Origin of the sequence: Hydrogenophaga borbori, from assembly GCF_003417535.1 — a bacterium.
GTDB lineage: Bacteria > Pseudomonadota > Gammaproteobacteria > Burkholderiales > Burkholderiaceae_C > Hydrogenophaga > Hydrogenophaga borbori.
Window position 1 is genome coordinate 309,833 of sequence record NZ_QVLS01000005.1, and the last position, 12,907, is coordinate 322,739.

The 12,907-nt window shown below is 70.6% G+C and carries 13 protein-coding genes; 9 read left to right on the forward strand and 4 right to left on the reverse strand.

What is annotated here, in order from left to right:
• The first annotated feature begins 78 nt into the window (after nt 1-78).
• The 3 genes from DY262_RS10450 to DY262_RS10460 are packed head-to-tail and all read left to right on the forward strand — an operon-like array spanning nt 79 to nt 2,397.
• Entirely contained in the window at nt 79-702 is a 624-nt protein-coding gene (locus tag DY262_RS10450) for a TetR/AcrR family transcriptional regulator (RefSeq protein WP_116958807.1), read from the forward strand.
• The gene (locus DY262_RS10455) at nt 699-866 is read left to right on the forward strand and encodes a DUF1428 family protein (protein WP_425459291.1); all 168 of its coding nucleotides are present in this window, start codon (nt 699-701) and stop codon (nt 864-866) included. The genes DY262_RS10450 and DY262_RS10455 overlap by 4 nt, the downstream gene beginning before the upstream one ends.
• Nucleotides 859-2,397 carry an MFS transporter gene (locus tag DY262_RS10460; RefSeq protein ID WP_116958808.1) on the forward strand — a complete coding sequence of 513 codons (1,539 nt, stop codon included), beginning with the start codon at nt 859-861 and terminating at the stop codon, nt 2,395-2,397. The genes DY262_RS10455 and DY262_RS10460 overlap by 8 nt, the downstream gene beginning before the upstream one ends.
• A gap of 144 nt (nt 2,398-2,541) precedes the next feature.
• Here the strand turns inward: DY262_RS10460 and DY262_RS10465 are convergent, their stop codons facing one another.
• The 4 genes from DY262_RS10465 to DY262_RS10480 form a co-directional block, all read right to left on the reverse strand.
• The gene (locus DY262_RS10465; protein ID WP_116958809.1) at nt 2,542-5,694 is read right to left on the reverse strand and encodes an error-prone DNA polymerase; all 3,153 of its coding nucleotides are present in this window, start codon (nt 5,692-5,694) and stop codon (nt 2,542-2,544) included.
• On the reverse strand, nt 5,691-7,025 hold the full coding sequence (locus tag DY262_RS10470) for a Y-family DNA polymerase (RefSeq protein WP_116958810.1): 1,335 nt from the start codon (nt 7,023-7,025) through the stop codon (nt 5,691-5,693). The genes DY262_RS10465 and DY262_RS10470 overlap by 4 nt, the downstream gene beginning before the upstream one ends.
• Entirely contained in the window at nt 6,967-7,758 is a 792-nt protein-coding gene (gene imuA / locus DY262_RS10475; protein WP_116958811.1) for a translesion DNA synthesis-associated protein ImuA, read from the reverse strand. Before imuA ends, DY262_RS10470 begins: the two co-directional genes overlap by 59 nt.
• A 107-nt stretch (nt 7,759-7,865) precedes the next feature.
• Nucleotides 7,866-8,297, reverse strand: a complete 432-nt coding sequence (locus DY262_RS10480; RefSeq protein WP_116958812.1) for a YciI family protein — start codon at nt 8,295-8,297, stop codon at nt 7,866-7,868.
• Between the two features lie 202 nt (nt 8,298-8,499).
• Here DY262_RS10480 and DY262_RS10485 point away from each other — a divergent pair, with 202 nt between their 5' ends.
• From DY262_RS10485 to DY262_RS21895, 6 genes are all read left to right on the forward strand, one after another.
• Nucleotides 8,500-9,105, forward strand: coding sequence for a TetR/AcrR family transcriptional regulator (locus DY262_RS10485; RefSeq protein WP_116958813.1), 606 nt, complete (start codon nt 8,500-8,502; stop codon nt 9,103-9,105).
• Nucleotides 9,086-9,508 (forward strand): cobalamin B12-binding domain-containing protein, encoded by a 423-nt coding sequence (locus DY262_RS10490; protein WP_116958837.1) that lies wholly within the window; start codon nt 9,086-9,088, stop codon nt 9,506-9,508. The genes DY262_RS10485 and DY262_RS10490 overlap by 20 nt, the downstream gene beginning before the upstream one ends.
• On the forward strand, nt 9,505-11,187 hold the full coding sequence (locus tag DY262_RS10495; protein WP_116958814.1) for an acyl-CoA mutase large subunit family protein: 1,683 nt from the start codon (nt 9,505-9,507) through the stop codon (nt 11,185-11,187). Before DY262_RS10490 ends, DY262_RS10495 begins: the two co-directional genes overlap by 4 nt.
• A 5-nt stretch (nt 11,188-11,192) precedes the next feature.
• Nucleotides 11,193-12,386 carry a methylmalonyl Co-A mutase-associated GTPase MeaB gene (meaB, locus tag DY262_RS21780; RefSeq protein WP_220377556.1) on the forward strand — a complete coding sequence of 398 codons (1,194 nt, stop codon included), beginning with the start codon at nt 11,193-11,195 and terminating at the stop codon, nt 12,384-12,386.
• Entirely contained in the window at nt 12,383-12,709 is a 327-nt protein-coding gene (locus DY262_RS10505; RefSeq protein ID WP_147326208.1) for a hypothetical protein, read from the forward strand. Before meaB ends, DY262_RS10505 begins: the two co-directional genes overlap by 4 nt.
• 12 nt (nt 12,710-12,721) lie before the next feature.
• A partial coding sequence (locus tag DY262_RS21895) for an AMP-binding protein (protein ID WP_147326209.1) occupies nt 12,722-12,907 on the forward strand: 186 nt, incomplete at its 3' end.

The window sequence follows — 12,907 nt, forward strand, 5'->3', positions numbered from 1 at the left end:
CCCCGGCCCGCCGCTTGACGAACATACCAACTGGTCGGTAGTCTGCGATCCCTTCCCGTCAGCCCCCCGGAAATTGCCATGGCCACTCCCGCGCCCAGCTCCCGCGACCGACTGCTCGAAGCGGCCATGACCCTGGTTCGAACCAAGGGCTACGCCGCCACCACGGTGGACGAGCTGTGCGCTGCCACGGCCCTCACCAAGGGCGCGTTCTTCCACCACTTCAAGACCAAGGAAGACGTGTTCGCCGCCGCCGCGCAGCGCTTCGGCGAAGAGGCCGACGAGCTGTTTCGCCACGCCGGCTACATGGACAGGGCCGACCCCCTGCAGCGCCTGCTGGGCTACGTCGATTTCCGCATCGAGCTGCTGCAGGGCGAGATCGCCGAGATCACCTGCGTGCTCGGCACCCTGGTGCAGGAGGTGCACATCACGCACCCCGTCCTGCGCGAGGTCTGCGACCGCCACATCGGGGTGCACGTGGACATGCTCACCGAGCTGATCGCGGCCGCCAAGCGCCAGCACGTGCCGCGCGCGCGCTGGAGCGCCGAGGCCCTGGGGCTGTACATCCAGGCCGTGGTCCAGGGCTCGCTGCTGCTGGTCAAGTCCCGGCAGTCGATCGAGCCCGCGGTTGAGTGCCTGCGCGTGCTGCGCCGCCACCTCGAACTGCAATTCCTTCCCAGACCCACCCAGGAGACAGTGAAATGAGCTACGTCGATGGATTCATGGCCCCTGTTCCCACCGCCAACCGCGAGGCCTACCTGAAACACTGCAAAGACGCCGCGGCGGTCTTCAAGGAGTACGGCGCCACGCGCGTCGTCGAGACCTGGGGTTTGATCTATGGGGGCTTCAAGGTGATTCTCGATGTCTGAACACACTTCATCCGCGCCGGCCGAGGCCACCAGCCGCGAATGGCTGGGGTTGGCGGTGATCGCGCTGCCCTGCATGGTCTATGCCATGGACATGACCGTGCTCAATCTCGCGCTGCCCGTGCTCAGCGCCGAACTGCGGCCCAGCGCCGCGCAACTGCTGTGGATGGTCGACATCTACAGTTTCCTGGTGGCGGGCTTCCTCATCACCATGGGCAACCTGGGCGACCGCATCGGTCGGCGCAAGCTGCTGCTGATCGGTGCCGCCGCCTTTGGCCTGGCCTCGCTGATCGCCGCCTATTCGACCAGCGCCGAGATGCTGATCGCCATGCGCGCCCTGCTGGGCGTGGCCGGCGCCACGCTCGCGCCGTCCACCATGTCGCTGATCCGGAACATGTTCCACGACGAGGCGCAGCGCCGTTTCGCCATCGGGGTGTGGATCGCGAGCTTCTCCATGGGCGCGGCCATCGGCCCGCTGGTGGGCGGCGCGCTGCTGCAGTGGTTCCACTGGGGCTCGGTCTTTCTGGTGGCGGTGCCGGTGATGGTGCTGCTGCTGGTGCTGGGTCCGCTGCTGCTGCCCGAGTTCCGCGACCCCGAGGCCGGCCCGCTCGATCTGGCGAGCGCCTTGCTGTCCTTGGCCGCGGTGCTGGCGGCGGTCTACGGCATCAAGACCATCGCCACCGACGGCCTGGTGGCGGCCGGGCTGCTGCCACTGCTGGCGGGCGTGGCCCTGGGCTGGGTGTTCGTGCGCCGCCAGTCGCGACTGGCGCACCCGCTGCTCGACATCGCGCTGTTCCGCCAGCCGCGCTTCGCCGCCGCGCTGTCGGCCTACGCGCTGTCCTGCCTGGCCATGTTTGGCATCTACATCTTCATCACGCAGTACCTGCAGGTGGTGCGCGCGCTCGACCCGCTGAGCGCGGGCCTGGTGACCTTGCCCTGGGCGCTGGCCTTCGTGGTCGGTTCGCTGGGCGCGCCGCGCCTGGCGGGTTGGTTCGCACCGGTGCGCATCCTCGTCGGCGGCCAGGTGGCGGCGGTGATCGGCTTCCTGATGCTGCTGATGGTGGACACAGGCACGGGCCTGCCCTGGCTGGTGGCGGGCACGGTGATCATGAGCCTGGGCATGGCGCCGGTGTTCACGCTGGGCAACGAGATCATCATCACCTCGGCCCCGCCCGAGCGCGCGGGCGCGGCCTCGGCGCTGTCGGAGACCGCATCCGAGCTGAGTGGCGCGCTGGGCGTGGCCTTGCTGGGCAGCCTGGGCGTGGCCTGGTACCAGGCGCGCGTGGGCGCGGCGATGCCGGCGGCCTTGCCCGCCCCGGCCGCCGACGCGGCGCGCGACACGCTGGCGGGCGCGCTGCACGCGGCCAAGGCGCTGGGCGGATCGGACGGTCCGCTGTTCGCCGCGCTGGCGCGCGGCGCCTTCGTGGAGTCGCTGCACCTGGTCACGCTGGCCGGCGCGGCGGTGATCGCCTTGGCTTGCCTGACGACGGCGCTGCTGCTGATGCGGCGCTCGGCGGTGGCGGCGCCGGGCTGAGGCGCGGCGCTCAGGCGGGGCGCGGGAACAAGCAATCGTGCGGCGTGTCGCCGAGGGCATACGCGCCGCCAGGGCCTTGGGTGGACGGGGCGTTCATGAGAAGAAGGGGGACGGCGTCAACAAACACGAGGTCCCGAAAGCGAATCAGTGGAAATCCCGGCTTTCGGTCGCCAGCCGACCGAGCAACGGGGTGAGGTCTTCCAACCGTCCCGCGATCAGGTTGCACAGCGGGCCCTCGCGCTGCCACACGCCGTGCACTGCGAGCAGCCGCGCGTGCAGCAGCTCGGCGCGCTGGCGCTCGCGCACATGGCGCCAGACGATCACCTGCACCGCGCCGGTCTCGTCCTCCAGGGAAACGAAGATGGTGCCGTTGGCCGTCTGCGGCTGCTGGCGCACGGTGACGATGCCGCAGGCGCGCGCGAAGCGTTTGTCGGGCAAGGTCTTGAGTTCCTCGGCCGTCATCAGGCGCCGCGCGCTCAGCTGCGGCCGCAGCAAGGCCAACGGGTGGCGGCGCAGCGTCAGGCGCGTGGCCGCGTAGTCCCAGACGATGGCCTCGCCCTCGGGCGCGGGCGGCAGTTCGATGGGCGCCTCGTGCACGGGGGCCTGGCGCAGCAGCGCGGGCGGCGCGCGCAGGGCCGCCGCGTCCCACATCTGCAGGCGCCGGTGGCCGGACAGGCCGATCAGCGCGTCGGCCGCGGCCAGGGCCTGCAGCTCGCGCTGGTCCAGGCCCGCGCGCCGCGCGAGGTCTTCGGCGTCCTGGAAAGGCGCGTCGCGGCGCGCGGCGGCGATGCGGTCCGCCGCCGCGCGCGACAGGCCGCCCACGCGGTTCAGGCCCAGGCGCACCGCGGGTTCGCGCGGCAGGTCTTCCAGCGTGCAGTCCCGGTCGCTGTGGCACACGTCCACCGGGCGCACCACCACGCCATGGCGCTGCGCGTCCTGCACCAGCTGGCTGGGCGTGTAGAAGCCCAGCGGTTGGCTGTTGAGCATCGCGACCAGGAAGGCGGCCGGGTGGTGGCATTTGATCCAGCAGGAGGCGTAGACCAGCAGCGCGAAGCTCGCGGCGTGGCTCTCGGGAAAGCCGTAGTCCGAGAAGCCGTGGATCTGCTGGTAGATGCGCTCGGCGAATTCGACCGAGTAGCCGTTGCCGGTCATGCCCTTGACGATCTTCTCGTGGTACTTGTGCAGGCCACCCTTGCGCTTCCACGCGGCCATGGCGCGGCGCAGCTCGTCGGCTTCGCCGGGTGTGAAGCCGGCGGCGATGATGGCCAGCTGCATGACCTGCTCCTGGAACACGGGCACGCCCAGGGTGCGCTCGAGCGCGGGTTTGAGTTCGTCTTTCTCGAAGTTCACCGGCTCTTTCCCCTGCCGCCGGTTCAGGTAGGGGTGCACCATGCCGCCCTGGATGGGGCCGGGCCGCACGATCGCGACCTCGATCACCAGGTCGTAGAAGGTGCGGGGCCGCAGGCGCGGCAGCATGCTCTGCTGCGCGCGCGATTCGATCTGGAACACGCCGATGGTGTCGGCCTCGCAGATCATGTCGTAGGTGGGATCGTCGCCGTCGGGGATGTCCTGCAGCTCGAAGGGGCGGCCGCGTTGCTGGCCGATGGAGACCAGGGCCTTGCGCAGCGCAGTGAGCATGCCCAGCGCGAGCACGTCCACCTTGAGCAGACCCAGGGCGTCGAGGTCGTCCTTGTCCCACTCGATCACGGTGCGGCCTTCCATGGCCGCGTTCTCCACCGGCACCAGGCGCGTGAGCGGGTCCTGCGTGAGCACGAAGCCGCCCACGTGCTGCGAGAGGTGGCGCGGAAAGCCCGTGAACACGTCGCTGGCCTTGTCCTCCTGTTGGCCGATGGCCTCGCCCGTGAGCACGCCGACCAGGTCGATGAGCTGGCGCACGGCCAGGTCGTCGGGCCGCAGTCCCACGGCCAGCAGGCGTTCGGCTGACGGCGTTCGGCCGTCGAACCACTGCTGCTCCTTGGCCAGGCGGTCGATGACCTCGGCGTCGAAACCCAGGGCCTTGCCCACGTCGCGGATGGCGCTGCGCCGGTGGTAGGTGATGACGGTGGCGGTGAGCGCGGCGCGCTCGCGGCCGTACTTTCGGTAGAGGTACTGGATCACCTCCTCGCGCCGTTCGTGCTCGAAGTCGATGTCGATGTCGGGCGGCTCGTTGCGCTCCTTGCTGAGGAAGCGTTCGAACAGCACGGTCTGGCGCTGCGGATCGACCTCGGTCACGCCCAGGCAGTAGCAGACCACCGAGTTGGCCGCGCTGCCGCGGCCCTGGCACAGGATCTTTTCCCCGCGCGCGAAGCGCACGATGTCGGCCACGGTGAGGAAGTAGTGCTCATAGCGCAGCTCGGCGATGAGCGCGAGTTCGTGTTCGATCTGCGCGCGCACCTTGTCGGGTGTGCCCGCGGGCCAGCGCCGCGCCGCGCCCCGTTCCGTGAGTTCGCGCAGGTAGGACGCGGGCGTTCGCCCTCGGGGCACCACCTCGGCCGGGTACTGGTAACGCAACTCGTCGAGCGAGAAGGCGCAGCGCTCGGCCACGCGCAAGGTCTCGGCCAGCAGATCGGCCGGGTAGGTGGTGGACAGGCGCAGCCGCGAGCGCAGGTGGCGCTCGGCGTTGGGCTGCAACTGCCGGCCGCAGTCGTTGAGCGGGCGGCCCAGACGCGTGGCGCTGAGCACGTCCTGCAGGGCCTGGCGCGAGCGCCGGTGCATCAGCACGTCGCCCGTGGCCACGAGCGGGATGGCGCTGAGTTCGCCGGTTTCGCGCAGGCGCGCGAGCCAGGCCTCGTCGTCGAGCTGGCGCAGCAGCGTGACCGCGAACCAGCAGCGCCCGCTGAAGCCGGTGAGCAGCCAGCGCGCGAGTTCGATCAGGCGCGGCAGCGACGTGCCGCGCTCGGGCGCGGCGAGCACCAGGCAATCGGCCAGCGCCGTGGGGTCGATGTCGGCCAGGCGAAGGCGGTATTCGCCTTTGGTCGGGCTGGCGCGGCGCAGCCGCGAGATCAGCTCGCACAGGTTCCCATAGCCGTTGCGGTTCTGCGCCAGCGCGACCAGTGTGAAGGGCGCGTCGTCCACGCGGAACTGCGCGCCGATGATCAGTGGCAGGCCGCGCGCCTTGGCCTCCACGTGCGCGCGCACCACGCCGGCCATGGAGCATTCGTCGGCGATGGCCAGCGCGGCATAGCCCAGTTGCGCCGCGCGCCGCACCAGTTCCTTGGGGTGGCTGGCGCCGCGCAGAAAGGTGAAGTTGCTGAGGCAGTGCAGTTCGGCGTAGGCGGGCAGGGCGGGCGTGTTCATGCAAACACCCCATGCAGGTACCAGGCGCCGCCTTCGTCGGCCAGGCGTTCCTGGAACACCCAGAGCACGCCCGCCCGAGCGTCGAACGCGACGAAGTAGTCGCGCTGCGCGTGGCGGTGCTGGACGCCGCCGGGCGCGCGGTCCCACCAGCCGCCTTCCACGCGGTGCGGCCCGGCGATGAGTTGCAGCGTCTCGCGGTACACGGGCCGGTGATCGCGCACCGGCAGTCGCAAGGGCTGGGGCAGCACCCAGCTCGGCTGCGGCGTTCGGTCGGCGGCGCAGGGCGCGGGACGGGCACGCGGCAGGGGTTCGCCCACAGGCTGCCAGCGCTGCATGTGCTCGAGCCGGTGGTCGTCCAGCGGCACGGGCCGCAGCACGCGCGCCGCGCCCAGCCGCGCCGCGAGGCGCTCCAGGGCGTCGTCCAGCGCGGCGTCGCTCGCGCCGTCGTCGGGCAGGAGCGAGGCGCTGGGCGGCGCCAGCGGCTGCGTGTCCAGGGCCTCCAGTTCCAGCTCACCCACCGGGGCCAGCAGTTCGGTGCGCGCCAGGTGCTCGGCGAGCAGGCGCGTCAGGTGCTCGACGCGGCGCGTGGGCGTGCGCGTGCGCAACACCAGTTCGCCGCCTTCGCCCGCGGCGCGCGCGCGCAGGGCGTCGTGCGCCCAGCGCAGCGCGAAGGCCGTGACGCCGCGGTGCCGCGCGCTCAGCCAGCCACCCAGACGCAGCAGCAGACGGTGCGCGCCATACATGAGCGAAGGCGCGTCTTCCACGCGCGACATCAGTTCCAGCCGCGCGCGAAAGGTCTCGGGGGGCGCGAGCCAGCCGTGTGTCTCGGGGCGTTGGCCATGGGCCTGGTCCAGCGCCTCCAGCAGCGCGGCGTCGAAGCGCCGGCCCAGGCCCGCGCGCGGCAGGCGGCGCAGGTCGCCCAGCGTGCGGCAGCCCAGGCGCGCGAGCGTGCCGCGGTGCGGGGCCACGGCACCGAGCGTGTCCATCGGCAAGCGATCCAGGGCGTGCGCCAGCGGCACACCGGGGTCGATGCCCTCGACACCCGCGCGCGCGAAGGCCAGCGCGGCCAGGCCGGTGGGGGCCCAGCCGATGCGGTGGATGCCGAACTCGGCCGCGGCCGCCTCGCGCACGCGCTCGCGCAGCGCCGCCTGGCCGCCGAACAGGCGTTGGCTGGCCTCCAGCTCCATGAGCGTGGCGCCCTCGACCTGTGCCACCCGCGGCGTGAATTGCAAGGCCCAGGTGCCCAGTTCGGCGAGGCGCCGTCCTGGCGCTTCAGGCGCGCTGCCGCTGTCGCCGCTCGCTTCGGGAAGGATCAGTGCGGCCCACCACATCGGCGGCCTCCTCGCTTTCAGGGGTCCATCGGCCCAGCGCGCGCAGGCGCGGCGTGATCACGGCGTCCAGCGTGCCAGGCACCGAGGGCAGGCGCAATTCGCTGTCGTGCGGCGGGCCGCGGCGCTTGAGCAGGCGCACGCGCAGGGCCCAGTCGGGGCTGTGCTGCACCAGCAGGCGCAGCGGCGCGGGCGAGGCCTGGTGCCGCGCGGCCCGCGGGCGGAACAGCAGCACCAGGCCGTCGTTGCCTTGCGCGCTCACTTGCAGACGGCGCAAGGCCTCGGGGCTGGCCTGCGGCAGCCAGGCCAGCAGCGCACCGCAGGCGTTGGCGCGGATGAGTTGCTCGCTCGCCCACAGGCGCTCGGCCTCGCTGTCGGCTTGTACCCAGATCAGCTGGCGCGCCGGCAGTCCCAGCTGCTGCAGCCCCGGCCCATGCGGCACCCAGGGCGGCCCCACCAGGGCCAGGCGGCGCCCCGCGCTGGCCAGGCGCGGCAGGCAGGGCGCGAGCAGGCGCCACTCATGGGCGCCGGCGCGGGCCTGCAAGACCTCGGTGAGCGCGCGGCAGGGCCAGCCGCCGCCGGGCAGCTCGCGGTCCAGCGCGTCCCAGCCCGAGGGGTGCACGCGCGCCAGCGGCGCGCCGATCTCATGGCCGCGCCAGAGGGCGTCGGCCACGCGGCGCGGCCAGGGCGCCGCGGACGGGGGGAGGGCCGAAGGCTCGGCCGAGGGGGAGGGCATGGCATCCAGATACTGTATTTATGTACAGTATCACATGTGATGCTTGCCTGAAGAATTCAAGCGATGAACCGAAGGCTGGTGCCCCCTCAATAAGGAAACCCGCTGTCTCAGCGCTTGTGCTGCGCGCTCAGCTGTTCGCGCAGCCGCTCCTCCTGTTCACGCAGCTCGGGCGTGAAGGCCTCGCCGAAGTCCTCGGCCTCGAAGACGCGGCGGATTTCGATCTCCGAGTCGCTGCGCATGGGGTTGGGGCAGCGCTTGACCCAGTCGATGGCTTCCTGCAGCGAGGCGCACTGCCAGATCCAGAAGCCGGCGACGAGCTCCTTGGTCTCGGCGAAGGGGCCGTCGATCACGCTGCGCTGCTGGCCCGAGAAGCGCACGCGCGCGCCCTGCGAACTCGGGTGCAGGCCTTCGCCCGAGACCATCACGCCGGCCTTCACCAGTTCTTCGTTGAAGCGGCCCATCTCGGCCAGCTCCTGTTCGGTGGGCATCACGCCCGCTTCGCTGTCGGCCGTGGCCTTGACCATCACGATGAATCGCATGGGGTTCTCCTGTGTGTGTTGAGTGATCGCAATAGGGCATTGCATCACCACGACGGCCCAGCCCACGCGGCATCGACACCCCGGCCGGTGGCGCGGCCCACAAGCCGATGAACGGCGGATCCAAGAAAACCCTGGGTGGGTGCCGGTTGACACCGGCCAAATCTGGAATCACACTTAAACCTAACGAACGATTGCTTTTTATATGCCGGCCGCCACCAAGACCTCCCGGGGTCCACGCTCCGACAACCGCCTGCCCGATCTGCTCGACGCAGCCGCGCGGTTGTTCGCGCTGCATGGCTACGCGGGCACGTCCATGCGCGACATCGCGGTGGAGGCCAAGATGCTCGCGGGCTCGGTCTACTACCACTTCCCTTCGAAGGACGAGCTGCTGCTGGCCGTGTACGCCGCCGGCGTGCAGGCGCTGGAAACCGCTTCCGCCGCCGCCGTGGCGCGCGAGGCCGATCCCTGGCAGCGGCTCGAGGCCCTGTGCCGCGCCCACCTGGAGACCGTGCTGCGCGACAGCGACTACGCGCAGGTGCTGATCCGCGTGCTGCCCGACGACATTCCCCGCATCGCCGATCGCCTGCGCGATCTGCGCGGCAACCACGAGCGCTACTTCCGCGAAGCCATTGCTGGCCTGCCGCTGGCGCCCGGCATCGACCGCCGCTCGATGCGACTGATGCTCATGGGCGCCCTGAACTGGGCGCCTTTCTGGTTCGACCCCCAAGGACGCGATACCCCACGCGCCCTGGCGCGGAAATTCGTGGGGCTGGTCAAGGAGAAGCAGGATGTTGAAGCGTCCGCCTAGGGTGATCGTCACCAAGATCGGATTTGATGGCCACGACCGTGGCAGCCGCGTGATCGCGGCCTGCCTGCGCGACGCGGGCATGGAAGTGATCTACACGCCGCCGTGGCAGGAAATTCCCACCGTGGTGAAGCTGGCGTTGGAAGAGGACGCCGACGTGATCGGCATCTCCTCGCTGGCCACCGATCACCTCATCGTGCCCCAGCTCATGGCCGCGCTGCGCGAGGCCGGCCTGGGCGACGTGCAGGTGATCGTCGGTGGCATCGTGCCGCACAAGGACGAAGGTGTGTTGCTCGAGAGCGGCGTGGCGCGGGTGTTCCACCCGGGCACCTCGCTGGACGAAGTGGTCGAGCACGTGAAGGCGCTCACGACCAAGCGCCGCGAACTGCAAGGAGCGCAAGCATGAACGCCGTCGACAAGCACCTGCACGCCGCGTCCGTGCCCGAAGGCGAACAGCGCTGGGCCGATGAGTTCGCCAAGGCGGTGCCGGGCGATGCCACCGTGCACAACCGCTCGGGCATCCCGGTCAAGCCGCTGTACACGCCCAGCGACCGGCGCGCCGAGTCCTACGCGGAGAGCCTGGGCTATCCGGGCCAGTACCCATTCACGCGCGGCATCTATTCCACCATGTACCGGGGCCGCAGCTGGTCGCAGCGCCAGCTCATCGGCCTGGGCGTGCCCGAGGACTACAACGTCCGCGTCAAGGAGATCCTGGGCCTGGGCGCCTCGGCGCTGTCGCTGATTCCCTGCAACTCGGTGTTTCGCGGCTACGACGCCGACGAGGTGCCGGCCGAGTTGCTCGGCACCTGTGGCACCGTGGTCAACAACGCCGACGACATGCAGGTCGCGCTCGATGGTGTGCCCATCGACAGCATCTCCACCGCGATGAACGACCCCTCGCCGTTCACCCTGCTGGCCTTCGAGCTCGCGGTGGCGCGACGCCGCGGCATTCCGTGGACGCGCATCACCGGCACCTCCAATCAGAGCGACTGCATCTCGCACTTCGTGGCCAACCACATGTTTTTCCGCCTCGCGCTGCAGGGCGCGCGCCGGGTCATCGTGGACCACATCCGCTTCTGCAACGCGCAGGTGCCCCACTGGAACCCGCTGTCCATCGTCGGCCAGCACATGCAGCAGGCGGGCGCCACGCCCGCCGAAGCCATGGCCTTCACGCTGTGCTCGGGCATCCAGTACGCCGAGGACTGCATCGCCGCCGGCATGGACCCGGACCAGTTCCTGCCGCGCTTCACCTTCTTCTTCGACATCTCGATCAGCTTCTTCGAGGAAGTGGCCAAATTCCGCGCCGGCCGCCGCGTCTGGGCGCGCCTGTGCCGCGAGCGCTTCGGCGCCAAGGACCCGCGCTCCTGGCGCTTCAAGTTCCACGGTCAGACCTCGGGCGTGGACCTCACGCGCCAGCAGCCGCTCAACAACATCGCGCGCGTCACCACGCAGGCCATGGCGGGCATCTTCGGTGGCCTTCAGTCGCTGCACACCGACGCCTACGACGAGGTGTTGTCCACGCCCAAGACCGAGGCCGCGCGCATCGCCGTGGCCACGCAGAACATCCTGCGCGAGGAGGCCCACCTCACCGACGTGATCGACCCGCTGGGTGGCTCGTACTACATCGAGTCGCTCACCGACCAGATGGAGGAGCGCATCAACGCCATCATCGACATGATCGACGGCGCCGGTGGCATGTACCAGGCGGTCGAGAAGGGCATCGTGCAGCAGATGATCGGCGAGTCCGCGCTGGCTTTCCAGAAGCGGGTCGACACGGGCGAGCAGACCATCGTGGGCGTCAACGCCTACCAGGTGGAGGAAGACCCGGCCACCTACCCCTCGCTCGAGTACCCGGCGCCCGAGCGCATGCGTGCCTACGTGGAACGCCTCGGCGCCTACAAGAAGAACCGCTCGAATGCCGAGGTCGACAAGGCCATCGCCGCGCTCGCGCGCTCGGCCAACGACCGCGAGCAGAACGTGTTCGAGCACGTGGTCCGGGCGGCCGAGGCCGGCGCCACCCACGGCGAGATCTGCGGCACGCTGCGCAAGGAACTCGGCTTCGGTCAACCCTTGACGATGGTGTGATCGCCTTGATCAATACCCTCAGCGAACGCATCGCCTGCGGCGATCGCCTGACCCTCGCGCGGGCCATCAGCAGCCTGGAAAGCAACGACGAGCGCGCGCACGACGTGCGCCAGGCGGTGGCTGGGCGCACCGGCCGCGCGCATGTCATCGGCGTCACCGGGCCACCGGGCGCGGGCAAGTCCACGCTGGTGTCCGCGCTCATCGTGGGCCTGCGCCAGCGCGGTCGCACCGTGGCCGTGGTGGCGGTCGATCCGTCCAGCCCCTTCACCGGCGGCGCCGTGCTCGGCGACCGCATCCGCATGGGCGAGCGCCAGTCCGACGAGGGCGTCTTCATCCGTTCGCTCGCCTCGCGCGGCCACCTGGGTGGCCTGGCCGCCGCGGCCGGCGACGTGATCGACGTCTTCGACGCCGCTGGCTTCGACGTGGTGATCGTCGAGACGGTGGGCGCGGGCCAGTCCGAGGTGGAGATCACGCGCTACGCCGACACGCGGGTCGTGGCCTGCCCGCCGGGCCTGGGCGACGACGTGCAGGCCATCAAGGCCGGCGTTCTTGAAATCGCCGACATCTTTGTCGTCACCAAGGCCGACCTGCCCGACGCGCGCCGCACCGAGTCCGACCTGAACGCCATGATCGGCCTGCGCCGCCACGCCGAATGGACGCCGGTGGTGAAGAAGGTGTCCGCGCCGTCCGGCGAAGGCATGGACGCGCTGGTGGAATGGCTGGAGCAGCGACCGCAGCGCGGCCTGCGCCACGCCCCCGGTGGCGCGCAACAGGCCCGGGCCTTGGTCACGCGCTGCCTGGGCGCCGATGGCTTCGGCCAGGCCATGGGCATGCAGCTGCTGTACGCCGCGCCCGGTGAAGTGAAGCTGCGCATGCGCGTGCAGCGCATGCACATCAACTTCAACAAGCGGTGCCATGGTGGCGCGATCTTCTCGCTCGGCGACATGGCGCTCGGCCTGGCTTGCAACACGTACGGCAGCATTGCCACGCTGGTCGACTCCCAGATGAGCATCTCCACCGCGGTGGAAGAGGGCGAGTGGCTGATCGCGCACGCCACCGAGGTGGCGCGCTCGCGAAAGATCGGCACTTACCAGGTGCGGGTTTCGCGCGCGCGCGACGACGCGCACGTCGCGCTGCTCAATGGCGTGGTGTACGTGATCGACAAGCCGGTCGAGGTGGCCGGGGACGGACCGGCATGAGACCGTCGCCGCCTTCGCCGCCCGCGCGTGGCGGGCGCCAGCAGTTGCGCTCGCTCAAGCGCCAGGTCCGCCGCGGCGCCGCGCCCGGTGCCTCGCCCGTGCAACGCGAGCAGAGCCAGCGCATCGCGCTCGCCTTGCTGGAACGCAGCATGCGCTTCGGTCACGGCCGCCTGGCCGTGCAGCGCCTGTGCGAGGCCGTGAGCCTGGGGGTGCCGCTGGGCCTCGAGCACTGGTCCTACGGCGAAGGCGTGGTGGCGGGCTCCAGCGACCGCCAGCTCAAGGACCGCTTCCTGGCCGCGCGCCAACAACACGTGCCTCTCTGAGAAAGCCTTTCCGTGGACACCACTTTCCCCCGCCAGCTGAAACAGCAGGCCGCCCGACACCCCAACCGACCCGCGATGCGAGAGAAGGCGTACGGGATCTGGCAGACGACGAGCTGGGGCGAGATGCTGCGGCTGGTGAGGGGTCTGGCGTGCGGACTGCACGAGGCGGGTTTGCGCCGTGGCGAGCACCTGGTGGTG